This is a genomic window from Pseudomonas sp. B23(2017), from assembly GCF_002113725.1.
Lineage (GTDB): Bacteria > Pseudomonadota > Gammaproteobacteria > Pseudomonadales > Pseudomonadaceae > Aquipseudomonas > Aquipseudomonas putida_Z.
The window spans coordinates 20856-44980 of record NZ_NEJM01000016.1; the positions used below are offsets into that span (position 1 = coordinate 20856).

Here is a 24125-nt window from a genome sequence, read left to right on the forward strand (position 1 = left end):
TTGACACTAAATTGGGGCGTCTATAGAATCACGCCTCCTTTTAGCGGGCGTAGTGCGTCCGTTGGGAACAGCCTGGAGTCTGAAATCCAATGCAAAATCAGCAAATCCGTATCAGGTTGAAGGCTTTCGACCATCGCCTGATCGACCAATCCACCCAGGAAATCGTGGAAACCGCGAAACGTACTGGTGCACAAGTGCGTGGTCCAATTCCACTGCCTACCCGCAAAGAGCGTTTCACCGTTCTGGTCTCCCCGCACGTCAACAAAGACGCGCGTGACCAGTACGAGATTCGCACTCATAAGCGTGTTCTGGACATCGTCCAGCCAACGGATAAAACCGTTGACGCGCTGATGAAGCTTGATCTGGCGGCAGGTGTGGAAGTACAGATCAGCCTCGGCTAAGACTTCGGTCTGGTCGTGTAACGCTCTGAAATGGGCGGCCATAGCGGGTGAAAGCCCCGTACACTCATGAGGTTTACAACATGACTATTGGTGTAATCGGTCGCAAGTGCGGTATGACCCGCATTTTCACCGAAGAAGGTGTCTCCATTCCGGTCACGGTCATCGAGATCGAGCCGAATCGTGTCACCCAGTTCAAAACTGAAGAAACCGATGGCTACCGTGCAGTGCAAGTCACTGTCGGCGAGCGTCGTGCTTCGCGTGTGACTGCCGCTCAGGCAGGTCACTTCGCCAAGGCCAACGTTGCCGCTGGTCGCGGTGTCTGGGAGTTCCGTCTTGAAGAAGGCGATTTCCAGGCTGGCGATCTGATCAAAGCTGAACTCTTCACTGCAGGCCAGCTGGTAGACGTTACTGGTCAGTCCAAAGGTAAAGGCTTCGCCGGTACCATCAAGCGCTGGAACTTCCGTGGCCAGGACAACACCCACGGTAACTCCGTGTCGCACCGTGTCCCAGGTTCCATCGGCCAGTGCCAGACTCCTGGTCGTGTGTTCAAGGGCAAGAAAATGTCCGGTCACATGGGCGCCGAGCGCGTGACTGTTCAGTCCCTGGAAGTAGTTCGCGTAGACGCTGAGCGCAACCTGCTGCTGGTCAAGGGTGCCGTTCCAGGCGCTACTGGCGGCGACGTGGTTGTACGTCCAGCTGTCAAGGCTCGCGGTTAAGGGGAAACTGACATGCAACTCAATGTAAATGACGCTCAGGCGATCGAAGTTTCCGAACTGACTTTCGGTGGCGAATTCAACGAGACGCTGGTACACCAAGCAGTCGTGGCCTACATGGCCGGCGGCCGTCAGGGCACCAAGCAGCAGAAGACCCGTTCCGACGTGGCTGGTGGCGGTAAGCGCCCATGGCGTCAGAAGGGTACTGGCCGTGCTCGTGCTGGTACCACTCGTGGTCCGATCTGGCGTGGCGGTGGTGTAACCTTCGCAGCTCGCCCTCAAGATCACTCGCAGAAGCTCAACAAGAAGATGTATCGCGCAGCCCTGCGCTCCATCCTCGCTGAGCTGGTGCGTAGCGACCGTCTGGTCGTGGTTCAGGACTTCGCTGTTGAAGCACCGAAAACCAAAGATCTGCTGAACAAGCTGAACGGCATGGGTCTGAACGACGTACTGATCGTTTCCGACGCTGTTGATCAGAACCTGTACCTGGCTGCTCGCAACCTGCCGCACGTCGACGTACGTGACGTACAAGGTTCCGACCCGGTCAGTCTGATCGCATACGAGAAAGTGTTGATCACTGTCTCGGCCGTGAAGAAATTCGAGGAGCTGCTGGGATGAACCAGGAACGCGTATTCAAAGTCCTCCTTGGCCCGCACGTTTCCGAGAAGGCTACCGTTCTGGCTGAGAAAAAAGGCCAGTTCGTATTCAAGGTTGCTACCGATGCAACCAAGCTGGAAATCAAGAAAGCTGTCGAAGGCCTGTTCAACGTAAAAGTTGAAAACGTGTCGACTGTTAACGTTCTGGGTAAAACCAAGCGTACCGCACGTGGTCTGGGCAAGCGCAATGACTGGAAGAAGGCGATCGTCTCCCTTCAGCCAGGCCAAGATCTCGATTTCAGCAGCAGTGCTGAGTAAGGAAGGGGTGCATCATGGCAATCGTTAAATGCAAACCGACTTCCCCTGGCCGCCGTTTCGTGGTCAAGGTGGTCAACCAGGAGCTGCACAAAGGCGCTCCTCACGCACCGCTGATCGAGAAGAAATCGAAGTCTGGTGGTCGTAACAACAATGGCCGCATCACCACTCGTCACGTTGGTGGTGGTCATAAGCAGCATTACCGTCTGGTCGACTTCCGTCGCAACGACAAAGATGGCATCCCAGCCACTGTCGAGCGTATTGAATACGACCCGAACCGTACTGCTCACATCGCCCTGCTGTGCTACGCAGACGGTGAGCGTCGCTACATCATCGCCCCTAAAGGCGTGAGCGCTGGCGACCAGCTGATCGCAGGTGCCCTGGCCCCAATCAAGGCCGGTAACTCCCTGCAGCTGCGCAACATCCCAGTAGGTAGCACCATCCACGGCATCGAACTGAAGCCGGGTAAAGGTGCTCAGATCGCTCGTTCCGCTGGTGCTTCGGCTCAGCTGATCGCTCGTGAAGGCGTCTACGTGACTCTGCGTCTGCGTTCCGGTGAGATGCGTAAAGTACTGGCTGAGTGCCGTGCGACCCTGGGCGAAGTCTCGAACTCCGAGCACAGCCTGCGTTCGCTGGGTAAAGCTGGTGCCAAACGCTGGCGCGGCGTTCGCCCAACCGTTCGTGGTGTTGCCATGAACCCGGTTGACCACCCACATGGTGGTGGTGAAGGTCGTACCTCCGGTGGTCGTCATCCGGTATCGCCATGGGGCTTCCCAACCAAGGGTGCGAAGACCCGTGGTAATAAGCGTACCGACAACATGATCGTCCGTCGTCGCAAGTAACTAGAGGGATACGACAGTGCCACGTTCTCTGAAAAAAGGTCCTTTTATCGATCTTCACCTGCTGAAGAAGGTCGAAGTGGCGGTGGAGAAGAACGATCGCAAGCCAGTTAAAACCTGGTCGCGCCGTTCGATGATCCTGCCACAAATGGTCGGTCTGACCATCGCGGTACACAACGGTCGTCAACATGTCCCAGTTCTGGTGAACGAAGACATGGTCGGCCACAAACTGGGCGAGTTCGCCGGTACCCGCACCTATCGCGGGCACGTGGCTGACAAGAAAGCCAAGCGTTAAGGGGTAAGGAAATGGAAGTAGCCGCTAAGTTGTCGGGCGCTCGCATCTCCGCCCAGAAAGCCCGCTTGGTCGCCGACCAGATCCGCGGGAAGAAGGTGGGCGAAGCGCTCAACCTGTTGGCCTTCAGCAGCAAAAAAGCCGCTGAAATCATGAAGAAAGTCCTCGAGTCGGCCGTTGCCAACGCCGAACACAACGAAGGCGCAGACGTTGATGACCTGAAGGTCTCCACCGTCTTCGTCAACGAAGGGCGTTCGCTGAAGCGCATCATGCCACGTGCCAAAGGCCGTGCTGATCGCATCGTCAAGCGGTCTTGCCATATCACTGTCAAGGTTGCGGACAAGTAACGGAGTCGATCAGATGGGTCAGAAAGTACATCCCACTGGCATTCGCCTGGGAATCGTCAAGGAGCACACCTCCGTCTGGTACGCAGACGGTGCTACTTACGCAGATTACCTGTTGAAGGATCTGAAAACGCGTGAGTACCTCCAGGACAAACTAAAAAGCGCGTCCGTAAGCCGTATCGATATTCATCGTCCGGCTCAAACTGCACGCATCACCATCCACACCGCTCGTCCCGGTATCGTTATCGGTAAGAAAGGTGAAGATGTCGAGAAGCTGCGTCAGGACCTGACCAAGCAGATGGGTGTGCCTGTGCACATCAACATCGAAGAGATCCGCAAGCCGGAACTCGACGCTATGCTGGTTGCGCAGAGCGTAGCTCAGCAGCTGGAACGCCGCGTAATGTTCCGTCGCGCCATGAAGCGCGCCGTACAGAACGCCATGCGTATTGGTGCCAAGGGCATCAAGATCCAGGTGAGCGGTCGTCTCGGCGGTGCTGAGATTGCTCGTACCGAGTGGTATCGCGAAGGTCGTGTGCCTCTGCACACCCTGCGTGCCGATATCGACTACAACACCTACGAAGCTCACACCACTTACGGTGTGATCGGTGTGAAGGTTTGGATCTTCAAAGGCGAAGTTATTGGTGGTCGCCAAGAAGAACTGAAACCACAAGCACCAGCGCCTCGTAAAAAAGCTGCTAAGTAAGGGGTACGCCAAATGTTGCAACCAAAGCGTACAAAATTCCGCAAGCAGATGACTGGCCACAACCGTGGTCTGGCACTGCGCGGTAGCAAAGTCAGCTTCGGCGAATTCGCCCTGAAAGCTGTTGCTCGCGGTCGCCTCACCGCTCGCCAGATCGAGTCCGCACGTCGTGCGCTGACCCGTCACGTAAAACGTGGCGGTAAGATCTGGATCCGTGTGTTCCCGGACAAGCCGATCTCCAAGAAGCCTCTCGAGGTTCGTATGGGTAAAGGTAAGGGTTCCGTGGAATACTGGGTTGCCCAGATTCAGCCAGGCAAAGTCCTGTATGAAATCGAGGGTGTTTCTGAAGAGCTGGCGCGCGAAGCTTTCGCCCTGGCTGCTGCAAAGCTGCCTCTCGCCACCTCCTTTGTTAAGCGGACGGTGATGTGATGAAAGCGAATGAACTTCGTGAAAAATCGGCACAGCAACTGAATGAGCAACTGCTCGGCTTGCTGCGCGACCAGTTCAATCTGCGTATGCAGAAAGCAACTGGCCAGTTGGGGCAGTCGCACCTGCTCTCGCAAGTTAAGCGTGACATCGCTCGCGTGAAAACTGTGCTCAACCAGCAGGCAGGTAAGTGATCATGGCTGAAGCTGAAAAAACCGTCCGTACGCTGACTGGCCGTGTCGTCAGCGACAAAATGGACAAGACCATCACCGTTCTGATCGAGCGTCGCGTAAAGCACCCGATCTACGGTAAATACGTTAAGCGTTCGACTAAGCTGCACGCGCACGACGAAGCCAACCAGTGCAAGATCGGCGACAAGGTTTCCATCCGTGAAACCCGTCCGCTGGCCAAGACCAAGTCCTGGGCACTGGTTGAAGTCCTCGAACGCGCTGTTGAAGTCTAAGGGCTAGGGGTCGGAGAAATTTTATGATTCAGACTCAATCCATGCTCGATGTGGCCGATAACAGCGGCGCTCGTCGCGTCATGTGCATCAAGGTGCTCGGCGGTTCGCACCGCCGTTACGCCGGCATCGGTGACATCATCAAGGTAACCGTCAAGGAAGCAATTCCGCGCGGTAAGGTCAAGAAAGGCCAAGTGATGACTGCTGTTGTCGTGCGCACCCGTCACGGTGTTCGTCGCGCTGACGGTTCCATCATTCGTTTCGACGGCAACGCTGCTGTTCTGCTGAACAACAAGCAAGAGCCGATCGGCACTCGCATCTTCGGGCCAGTGACCCGTGAACTTCGTACTGAGAAGTTCATGAAGATCGTCTCGCTCGCCCCTGAAGTGCTGTAAGGAGATCCGACATGCAAAAGATTCGTCGTGACGACGAGATCATCGTGATCGCCGGCAAAGACAAAGGTAAGCGCGGTAAGGTGCTGAAGGTTCTGGCTGATGACCGTCTGGTCGTTGGTGGTGTGAACCTGGTCAAGCGTCATACCAAGCCTAACCCGATGGCGGGCGTACAGGGCGGTATCGTCGAAAAAGAAGCGCCTCTGCACGCTTCCAACGTTGCCATCTTCAACGGCGAAACCAACAAGGCTGACCGCGTTGGTTTCAAAGTAGAAGACGGTAAAAAAATTCGTGTCTTCAAGTCGACCCAAAAAGCGGTTGATGCTTGAACACTGCTAGGTAGAAGACCATGGCACGACTGAAAGAGATTTACCGGAACGAAATCGCTCCTAAGCTTAAGGAAGAACTTAAGCTGTCGAACGTGATGGAAGTTCCGCGCGTTACCAAGATCACCCTGAACATGGGTCTGGGCGAAGCGATCGGCGACAAGAAAGTCATCGAGCACGCTGTTGCCGACCTGGAAAAGATCACCGGTCAAAAGCCGGTCGTGACTTTCGCTCGTAAATCCATCGCGGGCTTCAAAGTCCGTGAAGGCTGGCCGATCGGTGTCAAGGTGACCCTGCGTCGCGACAAGATGTACGAATTCCTGGACCGCCTGCTGGCGATCTCCCTGCCTCGGGTTCGCGACTTCCGCGGCCTGAATGCCAAGTCCTTCGATGGCCGTGGCAACTACAGCATGGGCGTGAAAGAGCAGATCATCTTCCCGGAAATCGACTACGACAAGATCGATGCTCTGCGCGGTTTGGACATCACCCTGACCACCACTGCTCGTTCGGACGACGAAGGCCGCGCTCTGCTGCGTGCTTTCAAGTTCCCGTTCCGCAACTGATTGGAGTAGGAAAATGGCCAAGAAGAGCATGAAAAACCGCGAGCTGAAGCGTCAGCTCACGGTAGCCAAGTACGCCAAAAAGCGTGCCGAGCTGAAAGCGACCATCGTCAACCTGAACGCCTCTCCTGAAGAGCGTTTCGCTGCCGTTGTCGCCCTGCAGAAGCAGCCACGTGATGCCTCCGCTTCGCGTCTGCGCAACCGTTGCCGCCTGACCGGTCGTCCTCACGGTGTATACCGTAAGTTCGGCCTGGGCCGTAACATGCTGCGTCAAGCTGCAATGCGCGGTGACGTACCAGGTCTGGTCAAGGCCTCCTGGTAATCGCTACAGGCTGGATCCCGGCGGAAGGGGAGCAATCTTCCGACCGCCGGTGACCTCGCCAACAAACAAGCCCCTATATGGGGCTTGTTTCGTTTCTACCTTGTGTCTAGAATGACCGGCTCACCTGAGCCTGGGTTTTTTGCCCTGTCCGCTCGGGTGGTTGTGATAGCCGCAAGGCTAATAATTCTTGTATCAGGAGCATCTAGCCCATGAGTATGCAGGACCCGTTAGCGGACATGCTAACTCGCATCCGTAATGCCCAGATGGCTGAAAAGTCCGTCGTAAGCATGCCTTCCTCCACCCTGAAGGTCGCGGTTGCCAAAGTTCTGAAAGACGAAGGTTACATCGCCGGCTACCAGGTAACTGGTGAGGCCAAGCCTTCCCTGTCGATCGAACTGAAGTACTTCGAAGGCCGTCCGGTCATCGAGGAACTGAAGCGCTCCAGCCGTCCAGGCCTGCGCCAGTACAAGTCCGTCGCAGAGCTGCCGAAAGTACGTGGCGGTCTGGGCGTGTCTATCGTCTCCACCAACAAAGGTGTGATGACTGATCGCGCTGCACGCGCTGCCGGTGTCGGCGGCGAAGTTCTGTGCACAGTGTTCTAAGGGGAGATAGGCATGTCTCGCGTCGCTAAGAACCCCGTTAAGCTGCCAGCAGGCGTCGAAGTCAAATTCGCCGGCCAGCAGCTTTCGGTGAAGGGTGCCAAAGGCACTCTCGAACTGAACGTTCACTCGTCTGTTGAAGTTACCGAAGAGTCTGGCGAGCTGCGTTTCGTCGCTCGCAACGGTGACCAGCAAGCTCGCGCCATGGCCGGTACCACCCGCGCTCTGGTGAACAACATGGTCCAGGGCGTAAGCCAAGGCTTCGAGCGCAAGCTCCAGCTGGTCGGTGTTGGTTACAAGGCACAGGCCAAGGGCACCGTCCTGAACCTGGCCCTGGGCTTCTCGCACCCAGTGGACTACGAACTGCCAGCCGGTATCACCGCTGAAACCCCAAGCCAGACCGACATCCTGATCAAGGGTATCGACAAGCAGCTGGTGGGTCAGGTGGCCGCTGAAATCCGCGACTTCCGTCCGCCAGAGCCTTACAAAGGCAAGGGTGTGCGTTACGCGGACGAAGTAGTCCGTCGTAAAGAAGCCAAGAAGAAGTAGGGCCTAGCAAATGACCGACAAAAAAGTTACTCGACTGCGTCGCGCTCGCAAAGCACGTCTCAAGATGCACGAACTCGAAGTCGTGCGCCTGTGCGTGTTCCGCTCCTCGCAGCACATCTACGCCCAGGTCATTTCGGCCGACGGCAGCAAGGTTCTGGCAAGCGCCTCGACCTTGGACAAAGAACTGCGTGATGGCGCCACTGGCAACATCGACGCGGCCACTAAGGTTGGCAAGCTGGTAGCTGAGCGTGCGAAAGCCGCCGGTGTATCTCAAGTTGCCTTTGACCGTTCCGGCTTCAAGTACCATGGCCGCGTCAAAGCGCTGGCTGATGCTGCTCGTGAAGGCGGGCTGGAGTTCTAAGTTATGGCAAATAACGATCAAAAGCGCGACGAAGGCTACATCGAGAAGCTGGTTCAAGTTAACCGCGTTGCCAAAACCGTAAAAGGCGGCCGTATCTTCACCTTCACCGCGCTGACCGTGGTAGGTGATGGTAAAGGTCGTGTTGGCTTCGGCCGTGGCAAGTCGCGCGAAGTACCTGCCGCGATCCAGAAGGCCATGGAAGCTGCTCGCCGCAACATGATTCAGGTTGACCTGAAGGGCACCACCCTGCAGTACGCCACCAAGGCTGCCCACGGCGCCTCGAAGGTTTACATGCAGCCTGCCTCGGAAGGTACCGGTATCATCGCCGGTGGCGCAATGCGTGCTGTCCTGGAAGTTGCTGGTGTTCAGAACGTTCTGGCCAAGTGCTACGGTTCGACCAACCCAGTGAACGTGGTTTACGCCACCTTCAAGGGTCTGAAAGCCATGCAATCTCCTGAATCCATTGCTGCCAAGCGCGGCAAGAGCGTCGAGGAGATCTTCTGATCATGGCAACCGTAAAAGTAACGCTGATCAAGAGCGTCTCGGGCCGTCTGCCTAACCACAAGCTGTGCGTTAAGGGCCTGGGTCTGCGTCGCATCGGTCACACTGTAGAAGTCCAGGATACTCCCGAAAACCGCGGGATGATCAACAAGGCTTACTACATGCTGAAGGTCGAGGGTTAATCGATGAAACTCAATGATCTGAGTCCAGCGCCGGGTTCCCGTCGCGAGAAGCATCGTCCAGGTCGTGGTATCGGTAGCGGTCTGGGTAAGACCGGCGGCCGTGGCCACAAAGGTCAGACTTCCCGTTCGGGTGGTTCGATCGCTCCTGGCTTCGAAGGCGGTCAACAGCCGCTGCACCGTCGTCTGCCGAAGTTCGGCTTCGTTTCCCTGAAAGCCATGGACCGCGCCGAAGTGCGTCTGTCCGAGCTGGCCAAGGTGGAAGGCGACGTGATCTCCGTGCAATCCCTGAAGGATGCCAACGTGATCGGCCAGAACGTACAGCGCGTGAAAATCATGCTGTCTGGCGAAGTCACTCGCGCAGTCACCATCAAGGGTATCGCAGCCACCAAGGGTGCGCGTGCGGCTATCGAAGCAGCTGGCGGCAAGTTCGAGGAATAAATGGCTAAGCAAGGTGCTCTCTCTTCGCTCGGTAAGGGCGGGATGTCGGAACTCTGGGCTCGTCTGCGCTTTCTGTTCATGGCGATCATCGTCTATCGGATAGGTGCGCATATCCCGGTTCCTGGCATCAATCCAGACCGTCTGGCGGATCTGTTTCGGCAGAATGAGGGGACCATTCTTAGCTTGTTCAACATGTTTTCCGGTGGCGCGCTCGAGCGCATGAGCATCTTTGCACTGGGGATCATGCCGTACATCTCGGCATCGATCATCATGCAACTGATGACGGCGGTCAGCCCGCAACTGGAGCAGTTGAAGAAGGAAGGTGAAGCTGGCCGTCGCAAGATCAGCCAGTACACCCGCTACGGCACCGTTATCCTGGCACTGGTTCAAGCCATTGGCATGTCCATTGGCCTGGCCAACCAGGGCGTGGCGTTTTCTGTAGGCCTGGGCTTCCATGTCGTCGCCGTCTCCACCTTCGTGGCGGGCGCGATGTTCATGATGTGGCTGGGCGAGCAGATCACCGAGCGCGGTGTGGGCAACGGTATCTCGATGTTGATCTTCGCGGGTATCGTTGCCGGTCTTCCGAGAGCAATCGGGCAGTCTTTCGAGTCTGCACGCACAGGCGATATCAACATTTTCGCCCTGGTCGCTATCGGTTTGCTGGCAGTAGCGATTATCGGCTTCGTGGTGTTCATTGAGCGTGGTCAGCGTCGTATCGCCGTTCACTACGCCAAGCGTCAGCAGGGCCGCAAGGTCTTCGCTGCGCAGACCAGCCACTTGCCGCTGAAGGTGAACATGGCGGGGGTTATCCCGGCCATTTTCGCGAGCAGCATTCTGCTGTTCCCGGCTTCGCTGGGTGCCTGGTTCGGTCAGTCCGAAGGTATGGGCTGGCTGCAGGACATCTCGCAGTCGATCGCTCCTGGTCAGCCGTTGAACATTCTGCTGTTTAGTGCAGGGATCATTTTCTTCTGTTTCTTCTACACAGCGCTGATGTTCAACCCGAAAGACGTAGCGGAAAACCTGAAGAAGTCCGGTGCCTTTATTCCGGGTATCCGTCCTGGTGAGCAGTCGGCACGCTACATTGATGGCGTTCTGACCCGTCTGACCATGTTCGGTGCTCTTTACATGATGGCCGTCTGCCTTCTGCCCCAGTTCCTGGTGGTGGCAGCAAATGTGCCGTTCTACCTTGGCGGGACCTCGTTGCTGATTGTGGTAGTGGTTGTGATGGACTTCATGTCCCAAGTACAATCGCACCTCGTTTCGCACCAGTACGAATCCCTGATGAAGAAAGCCAACCTGAAAGGCTATGGTGGCAGCGGTCTGCTGCGCTGATACGCCCCTAAGGTTCGAGGAGTCGGTAATGAAAGTTCGTGCATCGGTGAAAAAGCTGTGCCGTAACTGCAAGATCATCCGTCGCGAAGGCGTCGTACGAGTGATCTGCAGCGCGGAACCGCGTCACAAACAGCGCCAAGGCTGAGTGTGATCTGCGCTTCAAACCCAGCAGCTAGTGTGCTGCTGGGTTGATTATTCGTTTCTACAGCGATATTATCTCGCGCCCTATTTCTTGGCTTCCGGGGCGTAGGTAGCTGTCAATTGGAGTCCCACTGAATGGCCCGTATTGCAGGCGTCAACATTCCAGATAACAAGCATGCTGTTATCTCGCTGACCTACATCTATGGTGTCGGTCGCACTACTGCACAGAAGATCTGTGCAGACGCTGGTGTAAACCCAGCCGCTAAGATCAAGGATCTGAGCGACGAGCAAATCGAAACCCTGCGTGGCGAAGTCGCGAAGTTCACCACCGAAGGTGACCTGCGTCGTGACATCAACATGAAGATCAAGCGCTTGATGGACCTGGGTTGCTACCGCGGCCTGCGTCATCGTAAAGGTCTGCCGGTTCGCGGTCAGCGCACCAAGACCAACGCACGCACCCGTAAGGGCCCGCGTAAGCCGATCCGCAAGTAATCGCCCAGGAATATAGACATGGCAAAACCTGCTGCTCGTCCTCGTAAGAAAGTCAAAAAGACAGTGGTTGATGGCATCGCCCACATCCATGCCTCTTTCAACAACACCATCGTGACCATCACCGACCGTCAGGGCAACGCTTTGTCCTGGGCGACCTCCGGTGGTTCGGGTTTCCGTGGTTCGCGCAAATCCACCCCGTTCGCAGCCCAGATCGCTGCTGAGCGTGCTGGTCAAGCTGCGCTGGAATACGGTCTGAAGAACCTCGACGTAAACGTCAAGGGTCCAGGTCCAGGTCGTGAGTCCGCCGTTCGTGCACTGAACAGCTGCGGCTACAAGATCGCCAGCATCACCGACGTGACGCCAATCCCGCACAACGGGTGCCGTCCGCCGAAGAAGCGTCGCGTGTAATCAGGAGACAGATAAATGGCACGTTACATTGGTCCAAAATGCAAACTGTCTCGTCGTGAAGGCACTGACCTGTTCCTGAAGAGCGGCGTTCGCGCTCTGGAATCGAAGTGCAACATCGAAGCAGCCCCAGGTATCCACGGCCAGCGCCGTGGCCGTCAGTCCGACTACGGTACCCAGCTGCGCGAGAAGCAAAAAGTTCGTCGTATCTACGGTGTTCTGGAGCGTCAGTTCCGCGGTTACTACCAGGCTGCAGCCTCGAAAAAAGGCGCAACCGGTGAGAACCTGCTGCAACTGCTCGAGTGCCGTCTGGATAACGTCGTCTACCGTATGGGCTTCGGCTCGACTCGTTCCGAGTCCCGTCAGCTGGTTTCGCACAAAGCGATCAGCGTCAACGGTAAGACTGTAAACATTCCATCCTACCAAGTTCGTCCGGGTGACGTGGTCGCGGTTCGCGAGAAGTCGCTGAACCAGCTGCGCATTGTTCAAGCCCTTGAACTGTGCGCCCAGCGTGGCCGCGTTGAGTGGGTTGACGTGGATGCTGCTAAAAAGTCGGGCGTTTTCAAGAACGTTCCTGCTCGCAGCGACCTGTCTACCGACATCAACGAGAACCTGATTGTCGAGCTCTACTCCAAGTAAGGGCTAGAAAATAGGTGCATCCATGCAGATTTCGGTAAATGAGTTCCTGACTCCCCGCCACATTGATGTGCAGGTAGTCAGTCCGACCCGCGCCAAGATTACGCTCGAGCCTCTCGAGCGTGGTTTCGGCCATACCCTGGGCAACGCGCTGCGCCGCATCCTGTTGTCCTCCATGCCTGGCTGTGCAGTAGTCGAGGCCGAGATCGACGGCGTACTCCACGAGTACTCCGCGATCGAAGGTGTTCAGGAAGACGTCATTGAAATCCTGTTGAACCTGAAAGGCCTGGCTATCAAACTGCACGGTCGTGACGAAGTTACGCTGACCTTGTCGAAAAAGGGTTCGGGGGTGGTTACCGCTGCCGATATTCAGCTGGATCACGATGTCGAGATCGTCAACCCCGATCACGTAATCGCGAACCTGGCGTCGAACGGCGCCCTGAACATGAAGCTCACTGTAGCTCGTGGTCGTGGTTACGAGCCGGCCGACTCCCGTCAAACCGACGAAGACGAAAGCCGTAGCATTGGCCGTCTGCAGTTGGACGCTTCGTTCAGCCCGGTGCGTCGTATCGCCTATGTGGTCGAGAACGCCCGTGTTGAACAGCGTACCAACCTGGACAAGCTGGTCATTGATCTGGAAACCAACGGCACCCTGGATCCTGAAGAGGCTATCCGCCGCGCTGCGACCATCCTGCAACAGCAGCTGGCCGCGTTCGTCGACCTCAAAGGTGACAGCGAGCCTGTCGTAGTCGAGCAGGAAGACGAGATCGATCCGATCCTGCTGCGTCCGGTTGACGACCTGGAACTGACTGTACGTTCGGCCAACTGCCTCAAGGCGGAGAACATCTACTACATCGGCGACCTGATTCAGCGTACCGAAGTAGAGCTGTTGAAGACTCCTAACCTGGGCAAGAAGTCCCTGACTGAAATCAAGGACGTCCTGGCCTCTCGTGGTCTGTCTCTCGGCATGCGCCTCGACAACTGGCCGCCTGCAAGTCTTAAGAAAGACGACAAGGCGACCGCCTGATCGTCGTAATCACCGAACGTAGTGTTTGGTAAGGAATGAATCATGCGTCATCGTAAAAGTGGACGTCACCTGAGCCGTACCAGCTCTCACCGCAAGGCTATGTTCCAGAACATGGCAGTGTCGCTGATCGAGCACGAGCTGATCAAAACCACCCTGCCGAAAGCCAAGGAACTGCGCCGCGTTGCCGAGCCGCTGATCACCCTGGCCAAGGAAGACAGCGTAGCTAACCGCCGTCTGGCCTTCGATCGTACCCGTTCGAAGTCCGCTGTTGGCAAGCTGTTCAACGACCTGGGCAAGCGTTACGCCACCCGTCAGGGCGGCTACCTGCGCATCCTGAAGTGCGGTTTCCGCGCTGGCGACAACGCTCCTATGGCGTACGTCGAGCTGGTTGATCGTCCGGTCGGCGGTGCTGTAGAAGCTGCTGAGTAAGACGTTCTGTCTGCTACAAAGAACCGGGCCCCGTGCCCGGTTTTTTGTTTCAGGATGTATTGTTTATTTCTATTGATACAAGTCATGTAATGCATTTGTTCTTGTAACCTTGCTCGTCAATACTCTCTCCAGAGCCGATTAGCCGGCGCTTGAAGACCGATAAGGAGAGCCCATGAGCAAGATTCTCACCACCGCCAGCGGTGCACCTGTAGCAGACAACCAGAATTCCCGTTCCGCCGGCCCGCGCGGCCCGCTGCTGCTCGACGACTTCCACCTGATCGAGAAGCTCGCCCACTTCAACCGCGAGAACATTCCTGAGCGCCGCGTACACGCAAAAGGCTCGGGCGCCTACGGCACCTTTACCGTCACCCGCGATATCACCGAATACACCAGTGCCAAGTTGTTTGAACAGGTTGGCAAGCAGACCGAAACCTTCCTGCGCTTCTCCACCGTTGGTGGTGAGCGTGGCTCCGCTGATACCGAGCGCGATCCCCGTGGTTTCGCCGTCAAGTTCTACACCGAGGAAGGCAACTGGGACATCGTCGGCAACAACACGCCGGTGTTCTTCATCCGCGACCCACTGAAGTTCCCCGACTTTATCCACACCCAGAAGCGTCACCCGCAATCCAACCTGAAGAACGCTCAGATGATGTGGGACTTCTGGTCGCACTCTCCCGAGGCGCTGCATCAGGTCACCATTCTGTTCTCCGATCGCGGCATTCCGGACGGCTACCGCCACATGCACGGCTTTGGTAGCCATACCTACAGCCTGATCAATGCCAAGGGTGAACGCACCTGGGTCAAATGGCACTTCAAGACCCAGCAAGGCATCAAGAACCTCGCACCGGCAGATGCCGCGCGCCTGGCAGGTACTGACCCGGACTACGCCCAGCGCGACCTGTTCGAAGCCATCGAGCGGGGCGATTACCCACGCTGGTCCGTATGCATCCAGGTGATGAGCGAAGCCGAGGCTGCCAGCCGCGACGAAAACCCCTTCGACGTGACCAAGACCTGGTCGCAGAAGGACTACCCGCTGATTGAAGTGGGCGTGCTGGTGCTCAACCGTAACCCGCTCAACTACTTTGCCGAGGTCGAGCAAGCTGCGTTTGGCCCGAGCAACATGGTGCCGGGTGTTGGCCTGTCGCCGGACCGCATGCTGCAAGGGCGGGTATTCGCCTACGCCGACGCGCATCGCTACCGGGTGGGTACCAACCACCAGCAGCTGCCGGTGAACGCACCACGCTGCCCGGTCAACAGCTACCAGCGTGATGGTTCCATGGCCGCTGGCAGTTACGGCAGCGCGCCGAACTATGAGCCCAACAGCTACAGCGATGCACCGAAGCAGTCGCCACGCCACGCCGAGCCTGCGCTGGCCCTGAATGGTTCCGCAGACCGTTACGACCACCGCGAAGACACCGACTACTACAGCCACGCCGGCGCGCTGTTCCGCCTGATGAACGATGAGCAGAAAGCCCTGCTGATAAACAACATTGCCGGCACCATGGCAGGCGTCAGCGAAGACGTGATCCAGCGTCAGTTGCAATACTTCTTCAAGGCCGATCCGGCCTATGGCGAAGGGGTTGCCAAGGCCTTGGGCATCAATCTCGCCTAAGTCGAAGTGATAAGAAGAACCGCCCTCATTTGGGCGGTTTTTCAATGAATATCACTACTGTTTAACCGATTTTTTGCTTCTAATTGCGCGGTTTTCAGTGACCGCAGGCAAAAGCTGGTTCACACTATGTGGCATAGACGTTTTCACATGGAGAAGCAGGGCGATGCAAGGTCACCCGGACGTAATCAACTACCTCGTTACGCTGCTGAAGGGCGAACTGGCGGCGCGTGACCAGTACTTCATTCACTCGCGTATGTACGAAGACTGGGGCCTGTCCAAGCTCTACGAGCGCATCAACCACGAAATGGAAGAAGAGACGCAGCACGCAGATGCCCTGATGCGTCGCATCCTCATGCTCGAAGGCACCCCTGACATGCGCGCGGACGACCTGGAAGTGGGTAGCACCGTGCCGGAAATGATCGAGGCTGACCTCAAGCTCGAGTACAAGGTACGCGGCGCTCTGTGCAAAGGCATCGAGCTGTGCGAGCTGCACAAGGACTACATCAGCCGCGACATCCTGCGCGCTCAGTTGGCTGATACCGAAGAAGATCACACCTACTGGCTGGAGAAGCAGCAGGGGCTGATCAAGGCCATTGGCCTGGAGAATTACCTGCAGTCGCAGATGTAAAAGCCTGGGCTGCTTTGCAGCCCTATCGCGACACAAGGCCGCTCCTACATTTGAACGCGTCAATCCAGAGATTACGCGATCGCCTGTAGGAGCGGCCTTGTGTCGCGAAAGGGGCGCAAAGCGCCCCCAAGGGCCTTACGCCCGATCCCGCTCCAGCAACGGTTTCAGGTAGTGCCCGGTATACGACTGTTTCATCGTACTCAGTTCTTCTGGCGTACCGCAGGCAATGATCTGCCCACCTTTCGAGCCACCCTCCGGCCCCAGATCCACCAGCCAGTCCGCGGTCTTGATCACATCCAGGTTGTGCTCGATCACCACCACGGTATTGCCGTGGTCGCGCAGGCGATGCAGCACATCCAGCAACTGCTGGATATCGGCAAAGTGCAGGCCCGTGGTCGGCTCATCGAGGATGTACAGGGTCTTGCCGGTGTCACGCTTGGACAGTTCGCGCGATAGCTTGACTCGCTGGGCCTCACCACCCGACAGGGTGGTCGCCGACTGCCCCAGCTTGATGTACGACAGCCCCACATCCATCAACGTCTGCAGCTTGCGCGCCAGCGCCGGCACTGCGTCGAAGAACTCGCGGGCATCCTCGATGGTCATCTCCAGCACCTCGTGGATGTTCTTGCCCTTGTACTTGATCTCCAGGGTTTCGCGGTTGTAGCGCTTGCTCTTGCACACGTCGCACGGCACGTAGATGTCCGGCAGGAAGTGCATCTCCACCTTGATCAGGCCATCGCCCTGGCAGGCCTCGCAACGGCCCCCCTTGACGTTGAACGAGAAACGCCCCGGACCATACCCGCGCGAACGCGATTCCGGCACGCCGGAGAACAGCTCGCGGATCGGTGTGAAGATGCCGGTGTAGGTCGCCGGGTTAGAGCGAGGAGTGCGGCCGATCGGGCTCTGGTCGATATCCACCACCTTGTCCAGGTGCTGCAGGCCATCCATGCTGGCATGCGGCGCCGCTTCCAGGCTGCTTGCGCCATTCAGGGCGGTGGCGGCCAGTGGGAACAGGGTGTTGTTGATCAGCGTCGACTTGCCGGAGCCGGACACCCCGGTCACGCAGGTCAGCAGGCCGATCGGGACTTCCAGGTCGACGTTTTGCAGGTTGTTGCCACGCGCGCCCTTGAGCTTGAGCTGCAGCTTCTTGTTGCGCGGCGTGCGCTTGGCCGGCACCACGATCTTCTTGCGCCCGGACAGGTACTTGCCGGTCAGCGAGTCGGGGTGGGCCATGACCTCCTGCGGCGAGCCCTCGGCGACGATCTGCCCACCGTGCACGCCGGCCCCCGGGCCGATGTCCACCACGTAGTCGGCCAGGCGGATGGCGTCCTCGTCGTGTTCCACCACGATCACCGTGTTGCCCAGGTCGCGCAGGTGGTTGAGGGTGGCCAGCAGGCGGTCATTGTCACGCTGATGAAGGCCGATGGACGGCTCATCGAGGATGTACATTACCCCCACCAGGCCAGCGCCGATCTGGCTGGCCAGGCGGATACGCTGCGCTTCGCCACCGGACAGGGTATCGGCGCTGCGGTCCAGGGTGAGATAGTCGAGACCGACGTTGACCAGGAACTGCAGGCGCTCGCAGATTTCCTTGAGGATCTTTGCCGCAATCTCGCCACGGCGACCGGTCAGGGTCAGCTCGCCGAAATAGTTGCTGGCTTCACCGATAGGCAGGTTGGTCACCGCCGGCAGGGTTTTTTCGCCCACCCACACGTGCCGTGCCTCACGGCGCAGGCGGGTGCCGCGGCAATCCGGGCAGGGCTGGGTGCCGAGGAACTTGGCCAGTTCTTCGCGCACGGTGGCCGACTCGGTCTCGCGGTAGCGGCGCTCCAGGTTCGGCACGATGCCTTCGAAAGGGTGCGAGCGCTTGACGATGTCGCCACGGTCGTTGAGGTACTTGAAGTCGACGCTCTGCTTGCCGCTGCCCTGAAGGATCACCTTCTGGTGCTCGGCCGAAAGCTGGCCGAATGGTTCCTCCAGGCTGAAGCCGTAATGCGCGGCCAGCGAGCCGAGCATCTGGAAGTAGTACACGTTGCGCCGGTCCCAGCCGCGGATCGCGCCTTCGGCCAAGGTGAGCTCGGCATTGACCAGGCGCTTGGTGTCGAAGAACTGCTTCACCCCCAGGCCATCGCAGGTCGGGCAGGCGCCGGCGGGGTTGTTGAAGGAGAACAGCTTCGGTTCCAGCTCGCTGATGGCATGACCACAGACCGGGCAGGCGAAACGCGCGGAGAAGATCGTCTCTTCGCCTTGTTCGTCATCCATCGGTGCCACCAGGGCGATGCCGTCGGCCAGCTTTAGCGCGGTCTCGAACGACTCGGCCAGGCGCTGTTGCAGGTCGGCGCGGACCTTGAAACGGTCCACCACCACATCGATGCTGTGTTTTTTCTGCTTGTCCAGCTTGGGCAGTTCGTCGAGTTCGTAGAGCTTGCCGTTGACCCGGGCGCGCACAAAGCCCTGGGCGCGCAGCTCGTCGAACACTGCCAGGTGCTCGCCCTTGCGCTCGCGCACCACCGGCGCCAGCAGCATCAGCTTGCTGCCTTCCGGGCGCTCCAGCACCAGGTCGACCATCTGGCTGATCGTTTGCGCCTCCAGCGGGATATCGTGGTCCGGGCAGCGTGGGGTGCCGACGCGGGCGTACAGCAGGCGCAGATAGTCGTAGATTTCGGTGATGGTGCCGACCGTGGAGCGGGGGTTGTGCGAGGTCGACTTCTGCTCGATGGAAATGGCTGGCGACAGGCCCTCGATGGTATCGACGTCGGGCTTTTCCATCATCGACAGGAACTGCCGGGCGTAGGCCGACAGCGATTCCACATAGCGGCGCTGGCCTTCGGCGTACAGGGTGTCGAACGCCAGGGACGACTTGCCGGAACCGGACAGGCCGGTGATCACGATCAGCTTGTCCCGGGGCAGGGTCAGGTCGATGTTCTTCAGGTTGTGGGTACGTGCCCCACGAATCAGGATCTTGTCCACTGCGGCCTCGCTCGGCGGGCATAAACAAGGAAGTATACGGCGCGCTGCCAGTACGCGGCAAAGCGTCGCGTAGATGCCGTCAAGCTGTCGGACTGATAGAATCGCCGCCGGTTCACACGAGATTAATCCATGCACGACACCCACAACGAACGCATGAGTGGCAGCGAAACCCGCGCCGCTGGCGGCCTGGCCCTGGTCTTTGCCTTTCGTATGCTGGGCATGTTCATGGTCTTGCCGGTGCTGGCCACCTACGGGATGGACCTGGCCGGTGCCACGCCTGCTCTGATCGGCCTGGCCATTGGTGCCTATGGCCTGACGCAGGCCGTATTGCAGATCCCGTTCGGGATGATTTCCGATCGCATCGGCCGCCGGCCGGTGATTTACCTGGGGTTGGTCATCTTTGCCCTGGGTAGTGTATTGGCGGCCCAGGCCGACTCCATCTGGGGAGTGATCGCCGGGCGTATCCTGCAGGGCGCCGGGGCGATTTCCGCTGCGGTCATGGCGCTGCTGTCCGACCTCACGCGCGAGCAGCACCGGACCAAGGCCATGGCCATGATCGGCATGAGCATCGGCCTGTCGTTTGCTGTCGCCATGGTCGTTGGCCCATTGCTGACTCGTGCCTTTGGCTTGTCAGGATTGTTCCTCGCCACGGCAGGACTTGCCCTGGTCGGCATCCTGCTGATCGCCTTTGTGGTGCCCAATACCCACAGCATCCTGCAGCACCGTGAGTCGGGTGTGGCGCGCCAGGCCATCGGCCCGACCCTGCGCCATCCGGACCTTCTGCGCCTGGATGTGGGCATCTTCATCCTCCACGCCATCCTCATGGCCAGCTTCGTCGCATTGCCGCTGGCCTTTGTCGAGCGCGGCGGCCTGCCGAAGGAGCAGCACTGGTGGGTGTACCTGACCGCGTTGTGCATCTCATTTTTTGCAATGGTCCCGTTCATCATCTATGGCGAAAAAAAGCGCAAGATGAAACGCGTGCTGGCCGGGGCGGTCAGTGTGTTGCTGCTGGTGGAGGTGTTCTTCTGGCAGTGGGCTGACGGTTTGCGCGGACTGGTGATCGGCACCGTGGTATTCTTTACTGCATTCAACCTGCTGGAGGCATCGCTGCCTTCGCTGGTGAGCAAGGTGTCGCCTGCAGGTGGCAAGGGGACGGCAATGGGGGTCTACTCCACCAGCCAGTTCCTCGGCGCTGCCCTGGGAGGAATCCTCGGTGGCTGGTTGTTCCAGCACGGCGGGCTGAACATGGTGTTCCTCGGTTGTGCGGTACTGTGTGCCATCTGGTTGGTCGTCGCCTTGCGCATGAACGAGCCGCCCTATGTGACCAGCCTGCGCATGCCGCTGACGCCAGAGGCAGTCCGGGAAGCCGGCCTGACCGAGCGCCTGATGGCTGTGCCAGGTGTGACCGACGCCGTCGTGGTGGCGGAAGAAGCCGCCATCTATATCAAACTGGATACGAAAATTTTGGACCGTACGACCCTCGAGCGCCTGGTGAACCCGGCCTCTTCGGCGTGCGAAGCCTAGGAGAACGTTATGGCCCGTGGGGTTAACAAAGTCATTCTGGTCGGCACCTGTGGCCAGGATCCCGAAGTCCGCTACCTGCCCAACGGTAACGCCGTGACCAACCTGAGCCTGGCTACCAGCGAGCAGTGGACCGACAAGCAGTCGGGCCAGAAGGTCGAGCGTACCGAGTGGCACCGTGTGTCGCTGTTCGGCAAGGTTGCCGAAATCGCCGGCGAATACCTGCGCAAGGGTTCGCAGTGCTACATCGAAGGCAAGCTGCAGACTCGCGAGTGGGAAAAAGACGGCATCAAGCGTTACACCACCGAGATTATCGTCGACATCAACGGCACCATGCAGCTGCTCGGCGGTCGTCCGCAGGGCCAGCAGCAGGGCGGTGACCCGTACAACCAGGGTGGCGGCAACTACGGTGGCGGCCAGCAGCAGTACAACCAGGCCCCGCCACGTCAACAGGCCCAGCGCCCGCAACAGGCCCCTCAGCGCCCGGCACCGCAGCAGCCAGCCCCGCAGCCGGCGGCTGACTTCGACAGCTTCGATGACGATATTCCGTTCTGATTCGAACGGTTAGGCGTCTGACAAGACCAGAAACCCAGGGCAGTTGCCCTGGGTTTTTTTTATGGGCAGCCATCCTGTGAGGGGCTTCTGAAGGATGGCACCGGCTGCGCCGGTGTTCGCGGCTAAAGCCGCTCCCACAGTGTTCCTGCTAATTCACAGCGTTATGTAAGGGCGGGTCCAATCGGTCAGCTTCAATAGAACAACCGCGGCTCCGGCGAGTCCAGCAAGCTGACCAGCTTGGTCAGGGCAAAGCCCAGTTCCTGGCGGCTGGGGGCCATCAGGGCGATGCGCACGCCGCAGTTGGCGTGGCTGCGTTCTGGCAGGAACTGGCTGCCACTGACTACCGTGACGCCGTTGTTACGCGCCAGGTTGGCGAATTCGTCGCTGGTCCACGGCTCCGGCAACTCCAGCCAGATGTGGAAGCTGTTGGGCTGGCTGCGGATCTTGTACTTGCCAAGGATCTCCCGGGCCATTTGCTGGCGCGCGGCCGCCTCCTCCTGTTGTTCCCGCACCAGCTGGTCGGCCATGCCGCTGTTGATCAGGTTGCTGGCCAGTTGCGCCATCAACGGTGATGGCATCCAGACGCTGCTGCGTACCATCGACGAAAGCCGCGAGAGGGTTTGCGGTGGGGCATACAGGTAACCGATGCGCAGTGCCGGCAGCACACTTTTGGACAGGCTGGTGAGGTACACCGAGCGTTCGGGCGCATACGCCGCCAGTGGCTGGTAATCCGGTGCGGGTTCAAGGAAACCGTAGATATCGTCATCGACGATGAACAGGTCGAACTCGCGGGCGATCTCGGCGATGGCCTGGCGCCGTGCGTGGGGCATGATCGAGTTGGTCGGGTTCTGGTGGGTGGTGACGCACACCAGCAGGGAAGGGCGGTGCTCCAGGCACGCCGCGCGCAATGCCTCGGGAATCAGGCCGTGCTCGTCCATGGCCACGCCGCGCAGGCGGCGGCCCATGCTGTGGGCCAGGGAGATGATGCCTGGGTAGCAGAACGACTCGCACAGCACCACATCGTCGCTCTTCGACAGGCTGCTGATGGCCACAAGCAGGCCGTGCTGGGCCCCTGAGGTAAGCACCACCTGCTGCCAGCGTGCCTCGGGCAGCCAGCGTTGGATCCAGGCGGCACCGGCCTGCTTGTGGGTCGCATGGCCGCCATCGGTGACGTAGTCGAGTACCTGCGCCAAGTCGGGCGACGCGGCCAGCTCGTTTATGGCTCCGCGCAGCCAGTCGGTCATGTGGGCATCGTTGGGTTTGATGATCGACAGGTCGATCTGGCCGCTCTCACGTTCGGCGGCCACGGGCTTCGGCCGTGCGACCGGGGCAGGAGGAGAGCTTTGCAGCTGCCGTTGCTGCAGCACGAAGGTGCCGCGGCCGACTTCGCCTACCACCAGGCCGCGCTTGGCAGCTTCGTCGTAAGCGCGCCCGATGGTGCCGGGCGTCACGTTCAGGGACTCGGCCAGGTCCTTGAGTGTCGGCAAGCGTTCGCCAGCCACCAGCCGGCCACTGCCAATGTCTTGCTCCAAGGCGTCGGCAATCATCAGATAGACCGGCTGCGCCAGGTCGCTGTAGTGAGGAACCCACATAGAAATGGCACCAGAATCTGCGAGAACGCGGAAGCCTAGCACGAAAGGTCTGATGGAAGTAATTGTGTTTTCGTACGGGTAAATTACCTCGATTGAGTCGCTTGAGGTTGTCGTGCGTTCATATCGAACGCCCGCTGTCACAAGGCGATCCCTTCGCCGTCTGTCCTCCGCATCTCGTGATGGCAGATGGAAACCTTTTGAAATCAATGATTTGATTGAATCGATTCAATCCCGCTGTTTTATGCGATCGAAAATGAATTGAATCGACTCTATTTTTGTAATTACAATGATTGAGTCGATGCAATGTGCGATTGCCCCAGCGGCTTTCATTGCTGGCATCGCACAGCTGTGAACGGCTTCAAAAAATACAACGTCTGCCGCCTCTGCCCGGCTTAGCACGACACCGAACGGCCTCAAGCCAGCTCAATGGAATATCACTCGAAATGGAAAGCGCACAACTGCATCAAGGGGCCGAGCCTCGGACCTCATTGGAGATCCGCCTGCCCTGGGTCACCTCCAGCGCCTGGCAAACCCTGCTGAACAACACCCCGCTCGATTTCGAGACGAGCAAAGAGCTTTACCCACAGATCAAGGATCAGGCGCAGGAAGTGCTGGGCAAGGCGCTGTGCCAGCAGATCCGCGGCTTTGTCGAAGACCCGCACCTGACCAGCATGATCGTGCGCAACTGCCCCCGCGACCGGGACATCCCGCCCACGCCCTATTCGGGCGTGCTCAGTCCGCGCAGCACACCCATTGCCTGCCTGGTCAGCCTGACCATGCAGAGCCTGATGGGGATCAACCCGGTGGTTTATGAGGGGGAGAACGATGGCCGCCTGTTCCGCCATGTCATTCCGTCGCGCAGTTCTTCCAGCCACAAGAGCTCCCATGGTTCGCGGCTGCGCTTTTCCTATCATGTGGACAACCCGGACCTGCCGCTGTCTTCCGAGCCGCTTGGCACCGCTTCCTGTTGCCCGGAGTACCTGTCGTTCTTCGGGATGCGCTGTGATCCGCGCATCAGCACCACACTGGTAAACCTCGATGCAGTGGTTGCAGCGCTACCTGCATCGACCGTGCGCGAACTGTGCCTGCCGCAGTTCGAAATCCGCCGCCCGGACTCGTTCACCGGCAATCGTCGTTGTACCGCCGAGCTGCCAGTCCTGGCGCGTGGTCACGCTGGCGAATGGTTGTGTCGCTTCGACAGTGAAAACACCCACGGCCTGAATCTGCGTGCCGAGCAGGCCCTGGGCAGCCTGCGCAGTGTGCTGGAAACCCGCCGCTTCGATGAGCCGCACCTGCTGCTGCCGGGCGATTTCATGATCTTCAAGAACCAGCGCGTGCTGCATGCCCGCGATGGCTTCGAGCCACAGAACGATGGTGCCGACCGCTGGCTGTTGCGCCTGTTCGCGGTCAACGACCTGAACCGGGTGCACTTCGCCCGGGCTGATCACCTCTACGAAGTTCTCTCCTGA

The 24125-nt window shown here is 58.8% G+C and carries 35 protein-coding genes; 33 read left to right on the forward strand and 2 right to left on the reverse strand.

The genetic code is table 11. The features are described 5' to 3' along the window. Nucleotides 1-89: 89 nt before the first annotated feature. The 30 genes from rpsJ to bfr all read left to right on the forward strand — a co-directional run bounded on the left by rpsJ (nt 90) and on the right by bfr (nt 16018). Nucleotides 90-401: a 30S ribosomal protein S10 gene (gene rpsJ, locus CAG46_RS22205; RefSeq protein WP_003186070.1), complete on the forward strand. Its 312-nt coding sequence runs from the start codon at nt 90-92 to the stop codon at nt 399-401. 80 nt (nt 402-481) lie between these two features. Next, the gene (gene rplC / locus CAG46_RS22210; RefSeq protein WP_003257089.1) at nt 482-1117 is read left to right on the forward strand and encodes a 50S ribosomal protein L3; all 636 of its coding nucleotides are present in this window, start codon (nt 482-484) and stop codon (nt 1115-1117) included. A gap of 12 nt (nt 1118-1129) precedes the next feature. Continuing rightward, nucleotides 1130-1732, forward strand: coding sequence for a 50S ribosomal protein L4 (gene rplD, locus CAG46_RS22215; RefSeq protein WP_008089819.1), 603 nt, complete (start codon nt 1130-1132; stop codon nt 1730-1732). Then, nucleotides 1729-2028, forward strand: a complete 300-nt coding sequence (gene rplW, locus CAG46_RS22220; RefSeq protein ID WP_003255484.1) for a 50S ribosomal protein L23 — start codon at nt 1729-1731, stop codon at nt 2026-2028. The genes rplD and rplW overlap by 4 nt, the downstream gene beginning before the upstream one ends. 14 nt (nt 2029-2042) lie before the next feature. Next, complete coding sequence (rplB, locus tag CAG46_RS22225) at nt 2043-2867, forward strand: 50S ribosomal protein L2 (RefSeq protein ID WP_015268750.1); 825 nt, start codon at nt 2043-2045, stop codon at nt 2865-2867. Between the two features lie 16 nt (nt 2868-2883). Next, nucleotides 2884-3159: a 30S ribosomal protein S19 gene (rpsS, locus tag CAG46_RS22230; protein ID WP_003255482.1), complete on the forward strand. Its 276-nt coding sequence runs from the start codon at nt 2884-2886 to the stop codon at nt 3157-3159. An 11-nt stretch (nt 3160-3170) separates the two neighbouring features. Further along, nucleotides 3171-3503: a 50S ribosomal protein L22 gene (gene rplV / locus CAG46_RS22235; protein ID WP_003103908.1), complete on the forward strand. Its 333-nt coding sequence runs from the start codon at nt 3171-3173 to the stop codon at nt 3501-3503. 13 nt (nt 3504-3516) lie between these two features. Next, the gene (gene rpsC / locus CAG46_RS22240; RefSeq protein ID WP_003255481.1) at nt 3517-4203 is read left to right on the forward strand and encodes a 30S ribosomal protein S3; all 687 of its coding nucleotides are present in this window, start codon (nt 3517-3519) and stop codon (nt 4201-4203) included. A gap of 12 nt (nt 4204-4215) precedes the next feature. Next, a complete protein-coding gene (gene rplP / locus CAG46_RS22245; protein WP_003255479.1) occupies nt 4216-4629 on the forward strand; it encodes a 50S ribosomal protein L16 in 414 nt (137 codons plus the stop codon). After that, nucleotides 4629-4820, forward strand: a complete 192-nt coding sequence (gene rpmC / locus CAG46_RS22250; protein ID WP_002555481.1) for a 50S ribosomal protein L29 — start codon at nt 4629-4631, stop codon at nt 4818-4820. Before rplP ends, rpmC begins: the two co-directional genes overlap by 1 nt. 2 nt (nt 4821-4822) lie before the next feature. Continuing rightward, a complete protein-coding gene (rpsQ, locus tag CAG46_RS22255) occupies nt 4823-5089 on the forward strand; it encodes a 30S ribosomal protein S17 (RefSeq protein ID WP_003255478.1) in 267 nt (88 codons plus the stop codon). Nucleotides 5090-5112: 23 nt separating this feature from the next. After that, a complete protein-coding gene (rplN, locus tag CAG46_RS22260) occupies nt 5113-5481 on the forward strand; it encodes a 50S ribosomal protein L14 (RefSeq protein WP_002555479.1) in 369 nt (122 codons plus the stop codon). An 11-nt stretch (nt 5482-5492) separates the two neighbouring features. After that, complete coding sequence (gene rplX, locus CAG46_RS22265; RefSeq protein ID WP_016715319.1) at nt 5493-5807, forward strand: 50S ribosomal protein L24; 315 nt, start codon at nt 5493-5495, stop codon at nt 5805-5807. Nucleotides 5808-5827: 20 nt separating this feature from the next. After that, a complete protein-coding gene (rplE, locus tag CAG46_RS22270) occupies nt 5828-6367 on the forward strand; it encodes a 50S ribosomal protein L5 (RefSeq protein ID WP_003257095.1) in 540 nt (179 codons plus the stop codon). 13 nt (nt 6368-6380) lie between these two features. Continuing rightward, complete coding sequence (gene rpsN / locus CAG46_RS22275; protein ID WP_013970638.1) at nt 6381-6686, forward strand: 30S ribosomal protein S14; 306 nt, start codon at nt 6381-6383, stop codon at nt 6684-6686. A gap of 209 nt (nt 6687-6895) precedes the next feature. Further along, entirely contained in the window at nt 6896-7288 is a 393-nt protein-coding gene (gene rpsH, locus CAG46_RS22280) for a 30S ribosomal protein S8 (protein WP_009681971.1), read from the forward strand. 12 nt (nt 7289-7300) lie between these two features. Next, the gene (gene rplF / locus CAG46_RS22285) at nt 7301-7834 is read left to right on the forward strand and encodes a 50S ribosomal protein L6 (protein WP_009681972.1); all 534 of its coding nucleotides are present in this window, start codon (nt 7301-7303) and stop codon (nt 7832-7834) included. Nucleotides 7835-7844: 10 nt separating this feature from the next. Then, nucleotides 7845-8195: a 50S ribosomal protein L18 gene (gene rplR / locus CAG46_RS22290; RefSeq protein ID WP_009397496.1), complete on the forward strand. Its 351-nt coding sequence runs from the start codon at nt 7845-7847 to the stop codon at nt 8193-8195. Nucleotides 8196-8198: 3 nt separating this feature from the next. Further along, complete coding sequence (rpsE, locus tag CAG46_RS22295; RefSeq protein ID WP_003255465.1) at nt 8199-8699, forward strand: 30S ribosomal protein S5; 501 nt, start codon at nt 8199-8201, stop codon at nt 8697-8699. A 2-nt stretch (nt 8700-8701) separates the two neighbouring features. Next, nucleotides 8702-8878 (forward strand): 50S ribosomal protein L30, encoded by a 177-nt coding sequence (gene rpmD, locus CAG46_RS22300; RefSeq protein WP_003255463.1) that lies wholly within the window; start codon nt 8702-8704, stop codon nt 8876-8878. A 3-nt stretch (nt 8879-8881) separates the two neighbouring features. Further along, nucleotides 8882-9316 (forward strand): 50S ribosomal protein L15, encoded by a 435-nt coding sequence (gene rplO / locus CAG46_RS22305; protein WP_003257107.1) that lies wholly within the window; start codon nt 8882-8884, stop codon nt 9314-9316. Continuing rightward, nucleotides 9317-10648, forward strand: a complete 1332-nt coding sequence (gene secY / locus CAG46_RS22310) for a preprotein translocase subunit SecY (protein WP_003257108.1) — start codon at nt 9317-9319, stop codon at nt 10646-10648. A 28-nt stretch (nt 10649-10676) separates the two neighbouring features. Continuing rightward, nucleotides 10677-10793, forward strand: coding sequence for a 50S ribosomal protein L36 (rpmJ, locus tag CAG46_RS22315; RefSeq protein ID WP_002555468.1), 117 nt, complete (start codon nt 10677-10679; stop codon nt 10791-10793). A gap of 131 nt (nt 10794-10924) precedes the next feature. Continuing rightward, entirely contained in the window at nt 10925-11281 is a 357-nt protein-coding gene (gene rpsM / locus CAG46_RS22320; protein WP_003257112.1) for a 30S ribosomal protein S13, read from the forward strand. Nucleotides 11282-11299: 18 nt separating this feature from the next. Beyond that, nucleotides 11300-11689, forward strand: coding sequence for a 30S ribosomal protein S11 (gene rpsK / locus CAG46_RS22325; protein ID WP_003255454.1), 390 nt, complete (start codon nt 11300-11302; stop codon nt 11687-11689). A gap of 15 nt (nt 11690-11704) precedes the next feature. Then, on the forward strand, nt 11705-12325 hold the full coding sequence (gene rpsD, locus CAG46_RS22330; protein ID WP_085617763.1) for a 30S ribosomal protein S4: 621 nt from the start codon (nt 11705-11707) through the stop codon (nt 12323-12325). Between the two features lie 22 nt (nt 12326-12347). Next, nucleotides 12348-13349 (forward strand): DNA-directed RNA polymerase subunit alpha, encoded by a 1002-nt coding sequence (gene rpoA, locus CAG46_RS22335; RefSeq protein ID WP_003255452.1) that lies wholly within the window; start codon nt 12348-12350, stop codon nt 13347-13349. Nucleotides 13350-13391: 42 nt separating this feature from the next. After that, nucleotides 13392-13778, forward strand: coding sequence for a 50S ribosomal protein L17 (gene rplQ, locus CAG46_RS22340; protein ID WP_003255451.1), 387 nt, complete (start codon nt 13392-13394; stop codon nt 13776-13778). A gap of 172 nt (nt 13779-13950) precedes the next feature. Further along, entirely contained in the window at nt 13951-15390 is a 1440-nt protein-coding gene (locus CAG46_RS22345; RefSeq protein ID WP_085617765.1) for a catalase, read from the forward strand. 163 nt (nt 15391-15553) lie between these two features. Continuing rightward, entirely contained in the window at nt 15554-16018 is a 465-nt protein-coding gene (gene bfr, locus CAG46_RS22350) for a bacterioferritin (protein ID WP_003257116.1), read from the forward strand. A gap of 135 nt (nt 16019-16153) precedes the next feature. On the opposite strand, the gene uvrA is transcribed toward bfr, so the two are convergent. After that, a complete protein-coding gene (gene uvrA, locus CAG46_RS22355) occupies nt 16154-18988 on the reverse strand; it encodes an excinuclease ABC subunit UvrA (RefSeq protein ID WP_075044431.1) in 2835 nt (944 codons plus the stop codon). Between the two features lie 129 nt (nt 18989-19117). On the opposite strand from uvrA, the gene CAG46_RS22360 reads away from it, so the two are divergent. Together CAG46_RS22360 and CAG46_RS22365 are read left to right on the forward strand one after the other, a co-directional pair. Continuing rightward, on the forward strand, nt 19118-20512 hold the full coding sequence (locus tag CAG46_RS22360) for an MFS transporter (protein WP_085617767.1): 1395 nt from the start codon (nt 19118-19120) through the stop codon (nt 20510-20512). A 9-nt stretch (nt 20513-20521) separates the two neighbouring features. Then, nucleotides 20522-21064 (forward strand): single-stranded DNA-binding protein, encoded by a 543-nt coding sequence (locus CAG46_RS22365; RefSeq protein ID WP_021783897.1) that lies wholly within the window; start codon nt 20522-20524, stop codon nt 21062-21064. Nucleotides 21065-21255: 191 nt separating this feature from the next. On the opposite strand, the gene CAG46_RS22370 is transcribed toward CAG46_RS22365, so the two are convergent. Next, a complete protein-coding gene (locus CAG46_RS22370; RefSeq protein ID WP_085617770.1) occupies nt 21256-22656 on the reverse strand; it encodes a PLP-dependent aminotransferase family protein in 1401 nt (466 codons plus the stop codon). 443 nt (nt 22657-23099) lie between these two features. Between CAG46_RS22370 and CAG46_RS22375 the strand changes: the two genes are divergently transcribed. Further along, on the forward strand, nt 23100-24125 hold the full coding sequence (locus tag CAG46_RS22375) for a TauD/TfdA family dioxygenase (protein WP_075044434.1): 1026 nt from the start codon (nt 23100-23102) through the stop codon (nt 24123-24125).